The sequence below is a fragment of the Dermacoccus sp. UBA1591 genome (genome assembly GCF_002322065.1).
Lineage (GTDB): Bacteria > Actinomycetota > Actinomycetes > Actinomycetales > Dermatophilaceae > Dermacoccus > Dermacoccus nishinomiyaensis.
Genome location: NZ_DCNR01000012.1, coordinates 1 through 18,609, shown reverse-complemented (window position 1 = coordinate 18,609; position 18,609 = coordinate 1). Strand labels below are relative to the sequence as shown.

18 protein-coding genes are annotated in these 18,609 nt (G+C 68.9%); 10 read left to right on the top strand and 8 right to left on the bottom strand.

Translation table 11 applies throughout. The annotated features are described in order from the left end of the window. Positions 1 to 36 precede the first annotated feature (36 nt). The 4 genes from qcrB to ctaE form a co-directional block, all read right to left on the bottom strand. Entirely contained in the window at positions 37 to 1,698 is a 1,662-nt protein-coding gene (qcrB, locus tag B2284_RS01215) for a cytochrome bc1 complex cytochrome b subunit (RefSeq protein ID WP_006946606.1), read from the bottom strand. Continuing rightward, positions 1,695 to 2,804: a cytochrome bc1 complex Rieske iron-sulfur subunit gene (gene qcrA / locus B2284_RS01210; protein WP_074045448.1), complete on the bottom strand. Its 1,110-nt coding sequence runs from the start codon at positions 2,802 to 2,804 to the stop codon at positions 1,695 to 1,697. The genes qcrB and qcrA overlap by 4 nt, the downstream gene beginning before the upstream one ends. Before the next feature lie 50 nt (positions 2,805 to 2,854). After that, on the bottom strand, positions 2,855 to 3,634 hold the full coding sequence (qcrC, locus tag B2284_RS01205) for a cytochrome bc1 complex diheme cytochrome c subunit (protein WP_006946652.1): 780 nt from the start codon (positions 3,632 to 3,634) through the stop codon (positions 2,855 to 2,857). 61 nt (positions 3,635 to 3,695) lie between these two features. After that, complete coding sequence (gene ctaE / locus B2284_RS01200; protein ID WP_006946553.1) at positions 3,696 to 4,349, bottom strand: aa3-type cytochrome oxidase subunit III; 654 nt, start codon at positions 4,347 to 4,349, stop codon at positions 3,696 to 3,698. 246 nt (positions 4,350 to 4,595) lie between these two features. Between ctaE and trpD the strand changes: the two genes are divergently transcribed. Both trpD and B2284_RS01190 read left to right on the top strand, forming a co-directional pair. Next, positions 4,596 to 5,681: an anthranilate phosphoribosyltransferase gene (trpD, locus tag B2284_RS01195; protein WP_006946543.1), complete on the top strand. Its 1,086-nt coding sequence runs from the start codon at positions 4,596 to 4,598 to the stop codon at positions 5,679 to 5,681. Next, positions 5,678 to 5,959, top strand: a complete 282-nt coding sequence (locus tag B2284_RS01190) for an Lrp/AsnC family transcriptional regulator (protein ID WP_038567799.1) — start codon at positions 5,678 to 5,680, stop codon at positions 5,957 to 5,959. Before trpD ends, B2284_RS01190 begins: the two co-directional genes overlap by 4 nt. Here the strand turns inward: B2284_RS01190 and B2284_RS01185 are convergent. Further along, entirely contained in the window at positions 5,908 to 7,563 is a 1,656-nt protein-coding gene (locus tag B2284_RS01185) for a DEDD exonuclease domain-containing protein (RefSeq protein ID WP_240742484.1), read from the bottom strand. The two genes, B2284_RS01190 and B2284_RS01185, sit on opposite strands and share 52 nt — an antisense overlap. Positions 7,564 to 8,066: 503 nt before the next feature. Here B2284_RS01185 and B2284_RS01180 point away from each other — a divergent pair. Next, positions 8,067 to 8,234: a hypothetical protein gene (locus B2284_RS01180; RefSeq protein ID WP_006946593.1), complete on the top strand. Its 168-nt coding sequence runs from the start codon at positions 8,067 to 8,069 to the stop codon at positions 8,232 to 8,234. Between the two features lie 20 nt (positions 8,235 to 8,254). Further along, positions 8,255 to 9,109 carry a hypothetical protein gene (locus tag B2284_RS01175; protein ID WP_006946609.1) on the top strand — a complete coding sequence of 285 codons (855 nt, stop codon included), beginning with the start codon at positions 8,255 to 8,257 and terminating at the stop codon, positions 9,107 to 9,109. A 35-nt stretch (positions 9,110 to 9,144) separates the two neighbouring features. Here the strand turns inward: B2284_RS01175 and B2284_RS01170 are convergent, their stop codons facing one another. Then, positions 9,145 to 10,950: an AMP-dependent synthetase/ligase gene (locus tag B2284_RS01170; protein ID WP_074045446.1), complete on the bottom strand. Its 1,806-nt coding sequence runs from the start codon at positions 10,948 to 10,950 to the stop codon at positions 9,145 to 9,147. Positions 10,951 to 11,057: 107 nt separating this feature from the next. On the opposite strand from B2284_RS01170, the gene B2284_RS01165 reads away from it, so the two are divergent. From B2284_RS01165 to B2284_RS01150, 4 genes are all read left to right on the top strand, one after another. Beyond that, positions 11,058 to 11,546: an SRPBCC family protein gene (locus tag B2284_RS01165; RefSeq protein WP_006946556.1), complete on the top strand. Its 489-nt coding sequence runs from the start codon at positions 11,058 to 11,060 to the stop codon at positions 11,544 to 11,546. A 121-nt stretch (positions 11,547 to 11,667) separates the two neighbouring features. Further along, positions 11,668 to 12,633: an ROK family glucokinase gene (locus B2284_RS01160; protein WP_062258365.1), complete on the top strand. Its 966-nt coding sequence runs from the start codon at positions 11,668 to 11,670 to the stop codon at positions 12,631 to 12,633. Beyond that, entirely contained in the window at positions 12,630 to 13,616 is a 987-nt protein-coding gene (locus B2284_RS01155) for an ROK family glucokinase (RefSeq protein ID WP_006946529.1), read from the top strand. The genes B2284_RS01160 and B2284_RS01155 overlap by 4 nt, the downstream gene beginning before the upstream one ends. Beyond that, positions 13,613 to 14,293 (top strand): endonuclease/exonuclease/phosphatase family protein, encoded by a 681-nt coding sequence (locus tag B2284_RS01150; RefSeq protein ID WP_006946560.1) that lies wholly within the window; start codon positions 13,613 to 13,615, stop codon positions 14,291 to 14,293. Before B2284_RS01155 ends, B2284_RS01150 begins: the two co-directional genes overlap by 4 nt. A gap of 71 nt (positions 14,294 to 14,364) precedes the next feature. Here the strand turns inward: B2284_RS01150 and B2284_RS01145 are convergent, their stop codons facing one another. Beyond that, complete coding sequence (locus tag B2284_RS01145; RefSeq protein ID WP_136788331.1) at positions 14,365 to 14,925, bottom strand: hypothetical protein; 561 nt, start codon at positions 14,923 to 14,925, stop codon at positions 14,365 to 14,367. A gap of 175 nt (positions 14,926 to 15,100) precedes the next feature. Here B2284_RS01145 and B2284_RS01140 point away from each other — a divergent pair, with 175 nt between their 5' ends. Next, positions 15,101 to 16,126 (top strand): lysophospholipid acyltransferase family protein, encoded by a 1,026-nt coding sequence (locus B2284_RS01140; protein WP_074045443.1) that lies wholly within the window; start codon positions 15,101 to 15,103, stop codon positions 16,124 to 16,126. A gap of 190 nt (positions 16,127 to 16,316) precedes the next feature. Next, on the top strand, positions 16,317 to 17,657 hold the full coding sequence (locus B2284_RS01135; RefSeq protein WP_074045442.1) for a class II 3-deoxy-7-phosphoheptulonate synthase: 1,341 nt from the start codon (positions 16,317 to 16,319) through the stop codon (positions 17,655 to 17,657). A 77-nt stretch (positions 17,658 to 17,734) separates the two neighbouring features. Here B2284_RS01135 and B2284_RS01130 read toward each other — a convergent pair. Next, positions 17,735 to 18,609, bottom strand: an 875-nt coding sequence (locus tag B2284_RS01130) for a Stk1 family PASTA domain-containing Ser/Thr kinase (protein WP_286697093.1), incomplete at its 5' end; no start/stop codon positions are given.

The following is an 18,609-nucleotide window of genomic DNA, read 5'->3' as shown; positions in this document are numbered from 1 at the left end:
ATGTCGGGGGCCTTCGGCGTTATCCTCGCGGGCGACTCAGTGAGCGCCCTCGAGAGCGTGGTCGTCACCGTGGTGGTGAGCTGCCTCGAGCTCGGCCGGAGTGACGGGGGCGATGCTGTCCTTGTAGTAGAAGTTGGTCCAGCGGTTGCGACGCTTCGCCTTCCTCCGCTCCTTGCCCGAAAGACCATCGAGCTCGATCTGGCTCGGAGTACCGGCCTCGTAGCTCACGAGCTGCCAACGCGTGTACTCGTCGAGCGGCTCGTGCGCCTCGAAGAATCGACCCTCCGGCGTGCGGATGACGCGTCCGGACTCGCGCCCGTGCAGCACCAGGTCGCGGTCGCGACGCTGCAGGCTGAGGCAGATGCGCTTCGTCACGAGGTAGGCGAGGATCGGGCCGAGGAAGACCATGACGCGGAAGAAGTACGTGATGTCGTTGATCGACATGTGCAGCTTGATCGCCATCAGGTCGTTGCCGGCCGCGAACATGAGGACCGCATAGAACGTCGCGAACGCCACGCCGATCGCCGTGCGCGTCGGAGCGTTGCGCGGACGGTCGAGCACATGGTGCTCACGCTTGTCGCCCGTGACCCAGGCCTCGATGAAGGGGTAGACCGCGATGGCGCCGAAGAACAACGGCAGCAAGGCGATCGAACCCGGGAAGATGTTCATGCTCCACGTGTGGCCGAACAGCTGGAACTCGAACACGCCGGGCAGCAGACGGAGAGCACCGTCGGCGAAGCCCATGTACCAGTCAGGCTGCGAACCGGCCGTCACCTGCGTCGGCTCGTACGGTCCGTACATCCAGATCGGGTTGATCGTGATGAGACCCGAGATCAGCGCCGTGATACCGAACACGACGAAGAAGAAGCCACCGGCCTTCGCCATGTACACCGGCATGAGGGGGAAGCCGACCACGTTCTTGTCGGAGCGGCCCGGGCCGGGGTACTGGGTGTGCTTGTGCACGACGAGCAGGATGAGGTGTGCGGCGAGCAACGCGACGAGAATCGCCGGGATGATGAGGATGTGGAGCGTGAAGAAGCGGGGGATGATCATCTCGCCGGGGAAGCCGCCACCGAACAGCGCGTACGAGATGTACGTGCCGACGATCGGGACCGAAAGGATGAAGCCCTCCATGGCGCGGATACCCGTACCCGAGAGCAGATCGTCCGGGAGCGAGTAGCCCATGAAGCCCTCGATGATCGCGAGCATGAACAGCAGGGTGCCGATGACCCAGTTGATCTCGCGGGGCTTGCGGAACGCGCCCGTGAAGAACACGCGGAACATGTGCATCATGATCGACACGATGAACAGCAGCGCCGCCCAGTGGTGGAGCTGACGGATCAGCAACCCACCACGGATGTCGAACGAGATGTCGATCGCGGAGGCGTAGGCCTCCGACATCTGGATGCCCTGCATCGGGACGTACTGACCGTTGTAGATCGTCTCGCCCTGCGACGGCACGAACCAGAACGTGAGGAACGTACCGGTGATCATGAGGATGACGAAGGAGTACAGCGCGACCTCACCGAGCATGAAGCTCCAGTGGTCGGGGAACACCTTCTTCATGAGGAAGCGAACGCCCTTGGCGCCGCCCGTGCGCTCGTCCAACCAGTTGGACATGCCAGCCAGGCCGCCCTGCGGGTCCTGACGCTGTGTTGTGGGGTGCGTTGCGCTCGCGGAAGAGGCAGCGGTGCTCATGACTTGAGTTCCTTCCCGTTGTCTTCCCAGAAGCTCGGGCCGACCGGGCGCTTGAAGCCCTGGTCAGCAACGAGGTAGCCCTCGTCGTCGACCGAGATCTTCAGCTGCGGCAGCGGACGCTTGGCGGGGCCGAAGATGACCTTGCAGTCATCCGTCATGTCGAACGTGGACTGGTGGCACGGGCACAGCAGGTGGTGCGTCTGCTGTTCGTACAGGCCGACGGGGCAGCCGACGTGTGTGCAGATCTTGGAGTAGGCGACGATGCCGTCAACACCCCACTTGCGCTGACGCTCCGACTTGATCTTCTCCTCGTCGAGCCGCACGAGCAGCACGGAGGCCTTCGCCTTCTCGTTGAGGGGGTGCTCCGTCGTGTTGATGCCCTCCGGCAGGACGTGGAAGACCGAACCCAGCGTGACGTCCGAGGCGCGGATCGCGGTGCCCTCGGGGTCGCGCATGAGGCGGCGGCCGCGGCCGTTGATCTTCTCGTCCCACAGCGTCGTCGCGAGGTCGTTCTTCGGCATGGGGCCGAGACCACCGAGCAGCGGAAGAGCCACCGGGACGGCGAACAGACCGAGAGCGCCACCGAGCGTCCACTTGAGCAGCGGGCGACGCTTCAGCTGCGCGGCCTCCGCGCCACCCGTCATGATCTTGGCGGCGGCTTCCCAGGCCTCGTCGTCGGACTTGAGCTCGTGCCGCTCCTCGACGACCTCTTCGTCGGGCATGATCGTCTTAGCCCAGTGGATGGCACCCAGGCCGATGCCCAGCATGGAGATCGCCATCGTGAGGCCGAGAGCGAAGTGCAGCGCCTTCATCGGGCCGATGAAAGGAACCGAGATGATCGACTCGCGGCCGACCGCGAAGTAGCAGACGACGAACGCGATCGTCGCGATCATCGAGAGCAGGAACAGCATGGCGACCTGGCGCTCGGAGCGCTTGGCCGCAGCCGGATCCTCGTCACCGAGACGGTGGACGTGCGGGGGCAGGCCCGGGTCGGAGAAGTGCTCGGGTAGTGCGCCCGAACGCTCGATGTGCCCGTCGTTCGGGCTCACCGGAGCGTTGTCCGGGTGGCCGTCACCGGGGAGCGCATGCGCGCCGGTTTCATTCATTTCGTTGCGTTTCCTGTCTGACGAGTCAGAGCCGAAGCGGGGGAATTTCATCACGCTGCCTTACGTCCGAGCCAGACAGCCACCGCTATGCACAGGCCGATGCCGAACGTCCACACGAACAGACCCTCGGAGACCGGGCCGAGGTTGCCCAGGGTGTGACCACCCTGCGCAGGCTGCTTCTCGATGTCCTTGAGGTAGGTGATGATGTCCTTCTTGTCCTGCGGCGACAGGTTCGTGTCGTTGAACACCGGCATGGACTGCGGGCCCGTCTGCATGGCCTCGTAGATGTGCTTGCCCGAGACGGACGTCAGCGGCGGCGCGTACTTGCCTCGCGTCAGCGCGCCACCCGAGCCGGCGAAGTTGTGGCACATGGCGCAGTTGACGCGGAACAGTTCGCCACCCTTGGCCGAGTTGCCACCCGGGGTCGTGTACTGCTTCTCGGGGACGTTGGGACCGGTGCCGAGCGAGGCCACGTAGGCGGCCATCTGGGCGATCTCCTTGTCGCTGAACTGCTTCGTGTTGCGCTGCGCCTGCGTGTTTGGCGCGGCGAGCGGCATGCGGCCGGTGCCCACCTGGAAGTCGACGGCGGCAGCGCCGACGCCCACGAGGGAGGGGCCGGCGGACGTGCCGGTGGCGTTCGTGCCGTGGCAGGTCGAGCAGTTCGCGAGGAACAGCTGCTTGCCAGCGTTGACGTCACTGGCGGACGTCGTCTCGGCCTTGGCGCTCTTCGGCGCGAAGGCTGCGTACAGGCCACCGGTGACGACCAGGGCCAGCAGCAGGACGACGAACAGGGAGGCCGGGTGTCGGCGGCGGGCGGCGAGAGTGCTCACAAGGACATCCTGTCGGCGGTCGGGGGAGTCAGGGTTCGGGTTCTGCTAGTGGTGTCGCGCATCACTTGAGGAGGTAGATGGCAGCGAACAACGCGATCCACACGACGTCCACGAAGTGCCAGTAGTAGGACGTCACGATCGCGCCCGTGGCCTGGTGGTGGCTGTAGGTGCGCGAGGTGAACGTGCGTCCGATGATGAGCAGGAACGCGAGAAGGCCACAGGTCACGTGGATGCCATGGAAGCCGGTCGTGATGTAGAACATCGAGCCGTAGGCGTCGCTGTCGAGGGAGATGCCCTCCTCGTGCAGCGTGGCGTACTCCATGATCTGGCCGGAGACGAAGATCGCGCCGAACAGGTAGGTGAGGGAGTACCACTCACGCATTCCCCACTTGCCGACCTCGAGCAGCTTGCCCGTGCGGTGGGGGATGCCGTGCTCCGCCTTGAACACGCCGAGCTGGCACCACACGGACGAGATCACGAGGATCGTCGTGTTGATGGCCGCCAGCGTCACGTTCAGGTGCGACGTGCGTTCGTGCCACAGGTCGCCTGCCACGGAGCGGATCGTGAAATACATCGCGAACAATCCGGCAAAGAACATGAGTTCGCTCCCGAGCCACACCATCGTGCCTACGGCAGTCAGGTTGGGTCGGGTCGCCGGTGCGTGCCCGGCGGGGATGCCGTGTTCGCTCGTCTGAGCTGTAGTTGCGGTCGCCACCCGGACATTATGTCCTGCCCTGGCAGCGATCATGACAGCGGCCCCCCAATTGGACACATATTCGTTATCTGCTCTGTGTGCTCGCTGGGTGTTGAAGGGTGTTCTTCCTGTGTGTGTTGACGCGGTTGCAACCCCGCACGTCAGCGCCTAGCACGGTGACGCGGGACGTCGGTGGACGCGCCTGTCGCACGGTCACGGCGCCGCTTAGGGTGGTGGTACGACGAACGACGTGCAAGGAGATCCGTCATGAAGTGGCCGAGCCTCGTGGCCCAGCTCATGCGTGGGGAGGACCTGACGCCAGAGCAGACCCACGCCGCGATGACGGCCGTGATGAACGGGGAGGTCGCCCCCGTTCCGCTCGCGGCGTTCCTCGTCGCACTGCACAGCAAGGGCGAGACGGTGGAGGAGCTGCGGGGGCTCGCCGACGTCATGGTCGAGCACGCCCGGCCGTTCAGGCTCGACGTGCCGGCCCTCGACATCGTCGGCACGGGCGGCGACATGGCACACACCGTCAACATCTCGACGATGGCCGCGCTCGTGTGCGCCGGTGCCGGGGTCAAGGTGGCCAAGCACGGCAACCGAGCCAGCTCGAGCTCGACCGGGACGGCTGACGTTCTCGAAGCGCTCGGGGTCGACCTGAGCGCGGACGTCGACGAGCTGCAGCAAGACGTGACGCATGCCCCGATGACGTTCCTGTTCGCCCAGAGCTTCCACCCCGCCATGCGGCACGCCGCCGCGACGCGGCGGGAGCTCGCCGTCCCGACCGCGTTCAACTTCCTCGGCCCCCTGACCAATCCGGCGCGCCCAGCCATCGCTGCTGTGGGTTGCGCGAACCGTAGGATGGCACCGGTCATGGCTGGCGTCTTCGCGCAACGCGGCGCCGATGCGGCGGTCTTCCGGGGTGACGACGGCCTCGACGAGCTCACCCTGGCGACGACGTCGAGCCTGTGGTGGGTGCACGACGGCGAGGTCATCGAAGAGAGCATCTCGCCCGAGCAGGTCGGGCTGTCGCCAGCCCCGATCGAGGCGCTGCGCGGCGGAGACGCGTCGTTCAACGCTCAGGTCGTCCGTGACGTCCTCGCCGGGAAGCGCGGGCCCGTGCGCGACGCCGTCCTGCTCAACGCCGGCGCGGCTCTCGCACTCGTCGCCCAGTACGAGCGCGGCAGCCTCTTCGGTGGCGCGGACGACCTCGCGTCCGGCATCCGTGCGGGCATGACGCGCGCTGCCGAGGCCGTCGATTCCAGCGCCGCGCAACGCACCCTCGACGTCTGGATCCACGGTTCGAGTGCCGTAGACGCCGATTCCGAGCCCCTCATGAAGGAGACCCGATGATCACCGCCATCGTCCTCATCAAGGCGGACGTCGCACGCATCCCCGAGGTGGCCCAGCACGTCGCCGACGTGCCCGGGGTGACGGAGGTCTACTCGGTGACCGGAGGCGTCGACCTCATCGCGATGGTGCGCGTCACGGCGTACGAGCAACTCGCCGAGGTGATCTCCGGAAGCATCAACAAGGTCGACGGCGTGCTCGAGACCGACACGCACCTGGCCTTTCGCACCTACTCCCAACGCGATCTCGACGCGGGGTTCGATCTGGGGCTCGACGACTGACGGGTCGTCGCCCGCCCCTGTCCGGGATGCGCGAGCACGCCGGATTCGACGGCTGCCGCTTCGTGCGCGCGGCGGACGACGGGATCGAGATCGTCGAGGTAGCGTGTCGCGGCATCCCGCGGGCTGACCCACGGCGCGTCCGTCTCGACGATGCGGGTGCCTGCGCGCGCGATCCAGCGCAGGAGCACCTCCGTCTCCTCCTCAAGCGCTGCGGAACGGTGTGCAGGCGGGGTCGCGACGGCCTCGGCCGTCGCCCGCAAGGCCTCGATCGTCAGCCGTGGATCCTGACCGGGTCGTGAGGCACCGCTCGCCGCGAGCCGACCGTGTCGGATGACGGCGAACTCCCAGCCGCCGCCCCGACGTGGCCGTGCCGCCATGAGATGCGGATTGTTGACGATGGGTGCCCGGCGCTGGTGACGGTCGAGCCCACGCAGGAGCTCGATGAGGGCGTCGCGCCCAGCGCGGGCCTCCTCGAAGCGTTCCTGCCCCGCGAGGCGGGCCAGGCGCGCCTCGACGTCATTGACGATGGACCCGGGCTCGTTGAGCAGTTCCTGCCTCAACCTCGACACGAGGTCGAGGTAATCGCGCTGGGTGATGCCTCCGATACAGGGCGCATCGCACCGATCCATCTCCGCCAGGACGCACGCCGTGCCGCCCTTGGCGCGGATGGGCGTGGTGCACTGGCGAATGCGGCGGACGTCGTGCACCGCATCGCGGGCGAGCCGCGCGGCGACCATCGTGCGGAACGGGCCGAGGTACGTCGCCTCGTCGGCTCGCTGCTCGCGCACGACGGACAGGCGCGGGAACTTCTCGTCGGTGATCTTGAGCCATGCGATCTTCTCCGGCCGGCTCGAGCGTCGGTTGAACCGTGGCCGATGCTCGGCGATGAGCCGGATCTCACGCACGTGTGCCTCGAGCGCCGTCGCGCAGGGGATGGGCGTCACGCGGGCGGCGAGATCGACCATGAGCCCCATCTCGCGACGCTTCTCCGACGCGGTGAAGTACGAACGCACGCGGGTGCGGAGGTTGCCGGACGTGCCGACGTACAGCGGCTTTCCGTCCTCGTTCTCGAAGACGTAGACGCCGGGCTCGGCGGGCAGGCCGTCGGCCAGGGTGGCCTTGCGGCGCCGCGCCGCCGGCACCTTCGCGCTGAAGGAGAGCAGTTCCTCACGCGAGGTGACGCCGAGACTGCCGGCTCGCGAGAGCAGGGCGTGCAGGACGTCGACGGTGGCCTGGGCGTCAGCGAGGGCGCGGTGATTCGGGTTGACACTTGCGCCGAAGTGGGCCGCGAGCGTGCCGAGGCGGTGATTGCGGACCTCGTCGCGCGGCACGAGGGCGCGGGCGAGCTTGACCGTGTCGACGACCGCAGGAGCGGGCCACGGGACCTCGAGATCCCGTGCGGCCGCCGTGAGGAAGCCGACGTCGAAGGGTGCGTTGTGGGCGACGAGGACGGCGTCGGGCCCGAGGAACTCGAAGAATGCGGGCAGCACCGATGCCAGCTTCGGCGCGTCGTGCACCATCGCCGTCGTGATGCCGGTGAGCCGCTGGATCTGCGGTGGGATCGCGCAGCCGGGGTCGACGAGGGTGGCGAACTCGCCGAGCACCTCGCCGCCACGGACCTTGACGGCGCCGATCTCCGTGATGCCCTGCGCGCCCGGGCGACCCTAGGCGGTCTCGAGGTCGACGATGACGAAGGTGACGTCGTGCAACGGGGTGCCGAGATCGTCGAGGCAGCCCTGCACCGCGGTCGGATTCGTCTGCGTGTTCGTCACCATGTCGCGAACGCTAGACGGCGGTGGTGACAACCCCCGGATGAGGCGGTGGCCGGTGCCTTTCAAGGGGGTGGGGACGGGCAGGCGGCGCGGCGGGGACGAGGCGCGCCGCGACGGGCGGTCGCGGAGGTCGGACGCGGGCGATCTTCGACCGCGACGAACGTGTCGATGACCCCCGAATCGCCCGGGACGGCGGGGTTGTCGGTGCTCGAACCTAGCGTGCGAAACACATCGAGACCCGTTGGGGAATCGACCGATCAGCGCTTCGAGGAGGCGTCATGCTCATCACCTGTGATTCGTGCCCGGCACGAGGTCGTGCGTGCGACACGTGCGTCATGAAGACGTTCCTGGACATGCCCGCCGTCACCAGCGGCCCCGTCTGGGAGGAGGAGGACCACCGTGTTCTCGACATGCTCTGCAGCGCCGGTCTCGTCGGTGATGAGGACGCGGCGTCAGCGCTGCTGGAGAGCGCTCCGTTCGCCGGTCTGCGCGCCGCCGTGTGAGAACCTCCTACGCTTGCGCCATGCTGTCGAGACGCCACTTCGTCCTGGGAGGCGTCATCGCGCCCGCGGGGGCGATCCTGGGGCTCGCAGGGTGCGAGCGCCGACCCGGGGGCACGTCGTCGTCAGCCGAGGCAAGTGGCGGAACCGATGGCGGGGTCTCCAGCCTCACGATCGACACCGTCCTCGGGCGCGTGGTGCTGCGGTTGCCGAACGCGCTCGACGAAGGCGCGTCCTCGCCATCAGGGGCCGGGGACGATGCCTCGGCGCAGTGGCGCGCGCGCGTCGAGGCGGCCGCGCACCGGATCGCTGAGGTGTGGGGCACCACGCGGCCGGCGGGTCTCGAAGGTGATCTGCGGGTGACGCTCTGCCGGGACGACGCGGAGTTCGCGGCGAGTGCCGACGGGTTGGACGCCGACACCGCGGGCGTCACCACGAGGCAGGGTGTGTTCCTCGCGCCCTCTGTCGCCTCGTCGCTGACGGAGGGCGGCCGCCGGGTCGTTCTCGCGCACGAGCTGACGCATCTGTGGCTCGGGCAGTTCGGCGCGGACGCGACGCAGTGGTGGCTGAAGGAGGGAGCCGCCGAGTGGACGGCCGCACCTCTCGTGTCGGTGCCTGAACGCAGCCGCTGGCCGACGCTCGCCCAAGCGGCGCCGCAGAAGAAGATCGGGGATTCACCGCCCCCGCAGGAGCAGGTGGGCACCGAGCTCGGATACGAATGGGCGCACGCCTACGTCACGTATCTCGCCGATGGTGCAGGCACCGCACGGGTCGTCGCCCTAGTGCGCGCCCGACCGCGTGACGCGACCGCAGGCGCGGCGCCACTCGTCGCGGGTCGAGAGAGCTTCACCACCTGGCTGTCAGGTCGGCTCCGGTGAGGGGTGACGACGGCGACGAGGCGGCGTGAGCTGTCTCAGGTGCGGGGAGAGGAGTAGATCGAGTCGATGACGTCGGCGTAGTCGTCGAGCACGACGTTGCGCTTGACCTTGAGCGACGGCGTCAGGTGCCCGGATTCCTGAGTCAGAGGCGTGGTCAGCACCCGGAAGGCGCGGATCGACTCGGCGCGGGAGACGAGGGTGTTGGCCTGGTCGACGGCCTTCTGCAGTTCGTCGAGTACCCGCTGATCCTGTGCTGCGTCTGCGGGGTCCAGGTCGGTGATGCCGTGCGCGCTCGCCCAGCCGGGCAGCATCTCCTCGTCGAGGCACAGCAGCGCCGCGATGAACGGTTTGGCGTCGCCCACGACGACGGCTTCTGCGATGAGGGGGTGCGAGCGCAGGGAATCCTCCAGCTTGGCGGGGCTGACGTTCTTGCCGCCCGCCGTCACGAGGATGTCCTTCTTGCGCCCCGTGATCGACAGGTAGCCGTCGGCGTCCAGTTCACCGAGGTCGCCGGTGCGGAACCAGCCGTCGATCTTCGCCTCGTCGGTGGCCTCGGGGTTGTGCAAGTACTCGCGGAAGACGTTGATGCCCTTGACGAGGATCTCGCCGTCGTCGTCGATCCGCAGGCCGACGCCGGGGCAGGCGGGGCCGACGGTGCCGATGCGCAGCGCCTTCGGCGGGTTGACGCAGGCGGGAGCCGTCGTCTCGGTGAGTCCGTATCCCTCGAGAACGGGCAGGCCGATGCCGTTGTAGAAGTGCGCCAACCGGGCCGACAGGGGAGCGCCCCCGGAGATGGAGTAGCGCAGATGACCGCCGAACGCCGAGCGCAGCTTCGCGTAGACCAGTCGATCGAACACGGTGTGCTTGACGCGCAGGGTGAGCGGCGCGCGGCGTCCGGCGTTCGTCGCCTCGCTGTAGGCGATCGCGGTGTCGGCGGCGGCGGCGAAGATCTTGCCGCGGCCGTCGCCCTGCGCGCGCTGCTCGGCGGAGTTGTAGACCTTCTCGAACACGCGCGGCACGCCGAGCAGGTACGACGGCGCGTACGTGCCGAGGTCGTCGACGAGCGTCCCGATCGTCGTGTGGGCGAGGCGTGTGCGTGAGGCGATCGCGACGAACTGGATGAGGCGGGCGAAGACGTGGGCGAGCGGCAGGAACAGCAGGGTGCCGTTGTTCTCCTCACCGCCGTTGACGAGGTCGTCCATCAGCGCGAGGCAGTTCTGCGACAACGACACGAAGTTGCCGTGCGTCAGCACGCATCCCTTCGGCAGGCCGGTCGTGCCCGAGGTGTAGATGATCGTTGCGACGTGGTCGGCGTCGACGGCGTCGCGGCGCGCACGCATCTGCGCGTCACTGACCTCCGGGGCACCCTCGAGCAGTTCGTCGAGGTGGCCGGCGTCGATCTGCCAGACGTCGCGCAGATGGGGGCAGCGCTCGCGTACCTGCGAGACGGTGAGCGCCATCTCCTGGTTCTCGACGACGACGGCGACGGCCTCGGAATCGGCGAGGATCCAGGCGACCTGGTCGCTCGAGGACGTCTCGTAGATCGGCACGACGACAGCGCCGCACGTCAGCAGCGCGAGGTCGGTGAGCGTCCACTCGTAGCGGGTCGTGCTCATGAGCGCGACGCGGTCACCCGCTTCGACGCCCGCCGCCATGAACCCCTTGGCGAGCGTCTCGACCTGCGCGAGGAATTCCTCGTGTGTCACCCCGGCCCACGTCGCGCCCTCACGCCGGGCGTAACCGATGCCTCGCGGATCCTCGGACGCGTTGCGCACCACGATGTGCGGAAGCGCGAGCTCCTCGTCGAACGGCACGAGCAGCTTCGTGCTCACTTCACGCATTGCGGATCCTCGCTGGGTCGGTACTGGGTCGGTGGCGGCGGTCGGTGAGGCCCGTCGTCATGCGTACCTTACGACCCTGCCGCCGCTCGGCGCATACCCTCGGTGTCATGACGACGAACAGCGACGCCCTCAGCGAGGGCCGCATCCGGATCGAGGCGAGCTGCGCTCGGGTGCTCGACGTGGTGCTCGACCTGCCGGCCTACCCGCAGTGGTCGAAGGACGTCGCGCGAGCCGTCGTGCTGAGTCGAACGCCCTCCGGCGACGTCGACCAGGCACAGCTGACGTTCGCCTCCGGCCCGTTCAAGGACGTCGTGACGCTCGCGTACACGGTGGCTCGTCGCGCCGACCGCGCACGGGTGGCGTGGCAACTCGTCGAGGCGCAGCACATCGAGGCGATGCAAGGCCACTACGACCTGCGTGCTGACGGCGACGCCACCGACGTCGCGTATGCCCTGCACGCACGGCCCGGCTTTCCGCTGCACACGGCGTTGCGCCGGAAGGTCGAGACGCAGATCATCACCGCGGCCCTCGATGCGTTGAAGGCGCACGCCGAGGCGCCGGATCTCGATCACGGTGGGGCGAACGCCACCGCCTGAGGCGCCGCATGTACGGCCCCGCCACCGGGGCGCCACCCGATTTGGGCTCGGCGCCCCGCCCCGTCAGGATGATCGTGACGGCCCATGCGCCGTCGCCGTCCGCGAGCAGTGAGGAACGAGCGTGACACTCAGCATCGGCATCGACATCGGTGGAACGAAGATCGCCGGGGGCCTCGTCGACTCCGGCGGCACCATCGTGCGCCGCGCGCGCCGCGACACGCCCGCGCAGGAGCCCGACGCCATCGTGGCCGCCACCGTCGAACTCATCGACGAGCTGGGCGCCGCGGCGCGTGCCGAGGGCGTCGAGGCGCCCAAGGTGGGGGTCGCGTGCGCCGGATACATTGACAAGCAGGGCGCGAACGTCCTGTTCGCCCCCAACATCGCCTGGCGGCACGAGCCGCTGCGCGCACGCCTCGAAGAAGCGACGGGGCACGCCGTCGTCATCGAGAACGACGCGAACGCGGCCGCCTACGGCGAGTTCCTCCACGGTGGCGGCGCGGACGTCGACGACATGGTCATGGTGACGCTGGGCACCGGTGTCGGCGGCGGCATCGTCCTCGACGGCGAACTCATGCGCGGCAGCCACGGCATCGCCGCCGAGATCGGGCACATGCGTGTCGTGCCGGGCGGTCACCTGTGCGGTTGCGGCAATCGTGGTTGTTTCGAGGTGTACGCCTCCGGGTCCGCGCTCGTGCGTGAGGCGCGCGAGCTCGTTGCTTCGGGCGCGACCGAGGCCGCGCGGCTTCGCGAAGCCTGCGCGGGCGATCCGGAGGCGTTGCGCGGCGCGCACGTCACGGCAGCGGCACAAGAGGGCGACGCGGCAGCCCTGGCGCTGCTGAGCAAGATCGGCCGTTGGGTCGGCGAGGGCTGCGCGTCACTCGCGGCCGTGCTCGACCCGGCCGTTTTCGTCATCGGCGGGGGGCTCGCGGAGGCGGGCGACCTCGTCCTCGAATCGGCTCGCATCCACTTCGCCGACGAGCTGACGGGCGGCGGGCACCGTCCGTCGCCGCGTTTCGTCGTCGCACAACTGGGCAACGACGCCGGCGTCATCGGCGCCGCAGCGCTCGCAGAGAGGGGGCGTGCATGAGTCTCGCCATCGGAATCGACATCGGCGGCACGAAGGTCGCGGGCGGCCTCGTCGACGAGCGCGGCACCGTCATCGCGCGCGCTCGCCGCGACACGCCGCACCGCTCGACGAAGGCCGCCGTCGTCGAGGACCTACTCGTCAGCGTCGTCGATGAACTGCAGGATGCCGCCGAACGCGACGACCTCGGCGAGGTCAGCGCCATCGGCATCGGCGCGGCGGGATTCGTCGGCGCCGACCGCTCGACCGTCGTCTTCGCGCCGCATCTGTCGTGGCGCAACGAGCCGTTGCGCGAGAACCTGCGCGCCCGTTGCGCGTTCCCCGTCTTCGTCGACAACGACGCCAACACCGCGTGCTGGGCGGAGTGGCGTTTCGGCGCGGTGGCGGGGGAGAGCCACGTCATCATGGTCAACCTCGGCACCGGCATCGGCGGCGCGATCCTCGTCGACGGGGTGATGCAGCGCGGCCGGTACGGCATCGCGGGCGAGTTCGGCCACATGCAGGTCGTGCCCGGCGGCATCCGTTGTGAGTGCGGCAACCGCGGCTGCTGGGAGCAGTACGCCAGCGGTAACGCGCTCGTGCGCGAGGCGCGCTCGCTGCTCGCGGCGCAGTCGCCGATGGCGCACGACATCGAGGCCGAGATCGGCGGCGACCTGACGAAGCTGACCGGGCCCATGATCACCCAGGCCGCGGCTGCAGGGGACGCGACGGCGGCCGAACTGCTCGCCGAGATCGGTTCGTGGCTCGGCACCGGCCTCGCGAACCTCGCGAGTGCGTTCGACCCGGGCGCGTTCGTCATCGGCGGCGGCGTGTCGGCAGCCGGCGAGATGCTGTTGACGCCGGCGCGCGAGGCCTTCCGCAAGCAGCTGCCGGGGCGCGGGTACCGCCCGGAGGCACGAATCGTGCAGGCGCAGCTCGGCAACGAGGCCGGGCTCATCGGCGCGGCCGACCTGGCGCGCAGCGCCGTCGAGGAGGACATCGCATGACCACCCGTCTCATGTCGTACAACGTGCGCGGCCTCAAGGACGACCGTGCGGCCCTGCTGCGCGTCATCCGGCACGCCGCGCCCGACGTGCTGTGCCTGCAGGAGATGCCGCGCCATCCGTTCTCCGACCATCGCATCGCCGAGTTCGCCGAATCCGTCGGGCTCGTGTGGGGCGGAGGCAACCGTCACCGCATGAGCACCGCGATCGTGACGGCGCCGCGCCTCGACGTCGCCGCGAGCGGCCACGGCCTCTACACCGTGCCGCGTCCGCAAGAGCCGCGCGGTTACGCATGGGCCGAGGTGTGCCTGCCCGGCGAGGCGAAGTGGCTCGCGATCAGCACGCATCTGTCGCTCTACAGCTCGATGCGCGCCGGGCACGCGCGTGAGCTCATCGCCGACCCGAACCTGCCGGGCGACGTGCCGTGGGCGATCGCCGGCGACTTCAACGAGCTCGAGAACGGGCCCGCGGGGCGGGAGTTCAAGGCACACGGGCTCGTCGACGCAGGGCCGCGCATCAACACGTTCAACGCCGCCGAACCGCACAAGCGCATCGACTTTGTCTACGCCTCGCCGTCGCTGACGCTGGAGACGGTCGACATGAGCGCCGTGGAGCACGACATGACGGTCGCGACCGATCACCGCCCGCTCGTCGTCGACGTCACGGTGACGTCGCACTGACGACCGACTGACGTCCGCTGGGAGGGCCCGGGGGATCGGACGAGGCCGCTCGGGCCGGCAGTCGCAGAGGCTCAGACGCGGGCGCCGTCGTCGTCATCGTCGTGCTCGTCGCGGTTCTTCGGCTGCCTCGCGACGGCGAGGGCGAAGCCGCCGACGAGCAGCCCCGCCGCGACGAGCCACCACAGCGTGGCCGCCTCACGATCGAACAGGGTGAGGTAGAGCAGCCACACCGGCCCGAGGACGAAGCAGGCGAGCATGATGACGCTCGCCGGGTCACCGGTCTCGAACGGTGCGGGCTCAGGCGGGACGAAGGGTTCCTCGTCCAGGTCATCGAGATCGTCGTGGTCGTGTTGACCTGCAGCGCTCCCAGCCTGCCCGTGAGGCGGCGGCGTCATCACCCATGGCTGCTCGTCCGGCATGCGCCACTGCGGCCGGAAGCCGGGTACAGGACCGTCGTCGGCCGGGGCCGGCGAGGCGGGCGTCATGGGCGTGGTCTCGTCGGATGTGGGCTCGAAGAGATCCCGGTGGGCGCCGCGGCGCGTCGCGGATTCCGACGCTGCGTCGAGGTCGAGATGCCGGGTGATCTGGGCGAACTCGGCGTCCCAGTCGCGGTCGCGGGGCTCGGTGCTCATCGCAGCGCCTCGCCGATGCGCGAGGTGGCCCGCCCGGGCGCGGACGTCGGTGGGCAGGTGCGGGGCCGGGTTCGCATGTGCTCATCCTGGCACGCTGCGTCGCCGTGGCGGCATGTGCAGGCCGGTGTGACCCAGTAGAGTGAAGCCGTCCTGCACCCCGAGAGGAAGACTTCCCGTGCTCTACTGGCTTCTCAAGAGGGTTCTCGTCGGGCCTGCGCTTCGAACGGTCTTCCGCCCGACGGTCGAGGGCCTCGAGCACATTCCCGACGCCGGCCCGGCGATCCTGGCGATCAACCACCTCTCCTATTCGGACTGGCTGTTCGTCCCGCTCGTCGTCGAACGCCGCGTCACGTTCGTCGCGAAGTCGGAGTACTTCACGACGCCCGGCGTCAAGGGGCGCCTGCAGAAGGGCTTCTTCTCCGGCACGGGTCAGGTGCCCATCGATCGCACGAGCGGTTCCGCCGCGGCCGGTGCGCTCGCGACCGGCAAGCGCATCCTCGCCGCCGGTGAGCTGTTCGGCATCTTCCCCGAGGGCACGCGCTCGCCCGACGGCCGTCTCTACAAGGGCAAGACCGGTATCGCGCGTCTCGCGCTCGAGAGTGGCGTGCCCGTCATCCCGGTCGCCGTCATGGACACCGACACCGTCGCACCTCCCGGCGAGAAGTTCGGCCGTTACGCGCAGCCGCACGTGCGCTTCGGCGCGCCGCTCGACTTCTCGCGTTTCGACGGCATGGGCTCCGACCGTTTCGTGCTGCGCTCCATCACCGACGAGATCATGTATGAACTGATGCTGCTGTCCGGCCAGGAGTACGTTGATGAGTACGCCGCGTCGCGCAAGAAGTCGGTCGGCGAGCGTGCCCGCTCCCTCGGTGAGGGCGCCGTGCAGGTGGCCAAGGAGATCCAGGGCAGCGCCACCGCGGCCCTCGAAGACGCTGCCGCCCGCCTGCCGCGCAAGGGCTCGGACAAGGACGGCAAGGACATCAAGAGCAACGACGCGCCCGCCGGCGAGGCAGCCGACGTCACGGCCGACGTCGAGGACATCGCGGTCCACGACGCCGCTCGTGACGCCCCGGCTCATGACGCCGTCACGATCGATGAAGGCGAGACGTCCGTGTCCGTCGAGCGTGTCGAATCTGCCGAGCGCGTCGAATCCATCACGACCGACGGCGACGCGCACGGCGCTCGCGACGCCGGCGGCTGACGATCGCCGACGCTGTACCGGGCATCGCCCCGGGCTCTCGGGCCGGGGCGTCGACCTGGCATCGCCGCCCCGAGTCCGGCTCGCACGTCGCCCGTGATGTCTCACAGTCAGGGCCGATGTGCGCCATCGTGGTTCGGCGCCTAGGCTCGCTCGGGTGAGTACCACGCCCGAAACGCATAACACCCCGTCCGTGCCCACGCGTCCTGTGGGTCTCGAGTGGCCGCAGTTGCCTGCCAAGCAGCAGCCGTCATGGCCGGATGACGGTTCGTTGGAGCGCGTGCGCGAGACGTTGGCCACCTATCCGCCGCTCGTCTTCGCGGGCGAGTGCGACGATCTGCGCACCCGCCTCGCGGCGGCGTCGCGGGGTGAGGCGTTCGTCCTGCAGGGCGGTGACTGCGCAGAGATGTTCGCCTCGGCGACGGCCGACAACATCCGTGACCGCGTCAAGACGATCCTGCAGATGGCTGCGGTGCTGACGTACGGCGCGAGCACGCCCGTCGTGAAGCTCGGCCGCATCGCCGGGCAGTTCGCCAAGCCGCGCTCGAAGGACACCGAGACGCGCGGCGACGTCACTCTGCCGGCCTACCGCGGTGACATGGTCAACGATTTCGCGTTCACGCCCGAGGCGCGTCGCCCCGACCCCGAGCGACTGCTGCAGGCCTACAACACGAGTGCGGCGACGCTCAACCTCGTGCGCGCGTTCACCCAGGGCGGTTTCGCCGACCTGCGCAACGTCCACGACTGGAACAAGGGCTTCATCGCCAACGCCGCGAACGCGCGCTACGAGAAGACGGCGAAGGACATCGACCGCGCGATGCGGTTCATGGCCGCCTGCGGGGTCGACTTCGACGCCCTGCGCGCCGTCGACTTCTTCTCGAGCCACGAGGCGCTGCTGCTCGACTACGAGCGTCCGCTGACGCGCGTCGACTCGCGTTCGGGCCGCCCGTACGCGACGTCCGGGCACATGCTGTGGGTCGGTGAGCGCACGCGCGAGATCGACGGTGCGCACATCGACTTCGTCTCCCGCGTGTCGAACCCGGTGGGCATGAAGGTCGGGCCGAAGGCCGACCCGGACGACCTGCTGCGTATCATCGACAAGATCGACCCCGAGCGTGAGCCGGGCCGTCTGACGTTCATCACGCGCATGGGCGCGGGCACGATCCGTGAGGCGCTGCCGCCCATCGTCGCGCGACTCAAGGCCGAGGGCGCGGCGCCGGTGTGGATCACCGACCCGATGCACGGCAACACGTTCGAATCCGCGAGCGGTTTCAAGACGCGTCGTCTCGACGACATCGTCGACGAGGTGCGCGGCTTCTTCGAGGTGCACGAGGCGGCGGGCACCGTCCCGGGTGGCCTGCACGTCGAGCTGACGGGCAACGACGTGACCGAGTGCCTCGGCGGCAGCGTCGAGGTGCGTGACGAGGATCTGGAGAGCCGGTACGAGTCGGCCTGCGACCCGCGTCTCAACCACCAGCAGAGCCTCGAACTGGCCTACCTCGTCGCGGAGATGCTGAGCGCTCGCGCGCAGTGACGTCCGTGTCGAACTGACGACGATGCCCGCTCGCCTCATGGTGGGCGTGCATCGTCGTATGTTCCGACGGTGCGCCGTCAGAAGCTCAGGGTGACGCTGCTCCCCTTGGGGGTGCGCGAGCCGCCCGACGGCGTCTGCGAGCTGACGGTGGAGCTGAGCAGCTCGTCGAGCCAGGACGCCCCGTCGACGTGGAAGCCCGCGTCCTCGAGGCGAGAACGGGCCTCGGCTGCCTTCATTCCGGTGACGTCGGGCACGTCGGCCATCTCGACGCCCTTCGAGACGCGCAGCGTGATCGTGTCACCCGTCTTCACCTGGGTTCCACTCGTCGGGTCGGTGCCGATGACCGAGCCGGGAGGGACGTCGGGGGAGAACTCCTCGCGCGTCGTGACCGTCAGGCCGCGCTCCTGCAGTGCCGTTGTCGCGTTCTCCTGCGTCTGCTTCGCCACGTCGGGCAGGTGGAACTCCTCCGGCCCCGAGCTGACGACGAGGGTGACGGTGGTGTCGTGACGGATGTGGGCGCCCGCCCCGGGAGAGACCGACAGTACCGTTCCCGCCTCACGGACGTCGTGCCGTTCGGTGTGCGTCACGTGGCCAAAACCCTCACTCTTGAGTTTGGCTTCAGCCTTGTCGCGCTGCAGGCCGGCCACGGCGGGGACGTCGACCATCTTCGGTCCGTTGCTCACGACGAGGGTGACGTCGGTGCCGCGACGATGGCTCGAGCCCTGCTCGGGTGAGGTCGAGATGACGCGGCCAGCCGGGACAGAGTCGGAATCAGCCAGCGTGACGCGCGTGTCGAATCCGGCGGAACGGAGGGTCGAAATGGCCTCACCCTGAGGTCGAGCGTTTACCTCGGGGATGTCGGTCGACGTCAGCGGCCCCACCGTCAGGGCGAGCGCGAGGCCGCCGACGGCGATCGCCGTCGCGGCTGCGGCGACCCACGGCCAGCGACGAC

Excerpts from the sequence above, each read along its gene's own strand:
- trpD (WP_006946543.1), top strand. The coding sequence starts at position 4,596 with ATGAAGTGGCCGAGCCTCGTGGCCCAGCTCATGCGTGGGGAGGACCTG.
- B2284_RS01180 (WP_006946593.1), top strand. The coding sequence starts at position 8,067 with ATGAAGACGTTCCTGGACATGCCCGCCGTCACCAGCGGCCCCGTCTGG.
- qcrA (WP_074045448.1), bottom strand. The coding sequence starts at position 2,804 with ATGAATGAAACCGGCGCGCATGCGCTCCCCGGTGACGGCCACCCGGAC.
- B2284_RS01165 (WP_006946556.1), top strand. The coding sequence starts at position 11,058 with ATGACGACGAACAGCGACGCCCTCAGCGAGGGCCGCATCCGGATCGAG.
- B2284_RS01190 (WP_038567799.1), top strand. The coding sequence starts at position 5,678 with ATGATCACCGCCATCGTCCTCATCAAGGCGGACGTCGCACGCATCCCC.
- B2284_RS01170 (WP_074045446.1), bottom strand. The coding sequence starts at position 10,950 with ATGCGTGAAGTGAGCACGAAGCTGCTCGTGCCGTTCGACGAGGAGCTC.
- B2284_RS01145 (WP_136788331.1), bottom strand. The coding sequence starts at position 14,925 with ATGAGCACCGAGCCCCGCGACCGCGACTGGGACGCCGAGTTCGCCCAG.
- B2284_RS01150 (WP_006946560.1), top strand. The coding sequence starts at position 13,613 with ATGACCACCCGTCTCATGTCGTACAACGTGCGCGGCCTCAAGGACGAC.
- B2284_RS01175 (WP_006946609.1), top strand. The coding sequence starts at position 8,255 with ATGCTGTCGAGACGCCACTTCGTCCTGGGAGGCGTCATCGCGCCCGCG.
- B2284_RS01155 (WP_006946529.1), top strand. The coding sequence starts at position 12,630 with ATGAGTCTCGCCATCGGAATCGACATCGGCGGCACGAAGGTCGCGGGC.
- qcrB (WP_006946606.1), bottom strand. The coding sequence starts at position 1,698 with ATGAGCACCGCTGCCTCTTCCGCGAGCGCAACGCACCCCACAACACAG.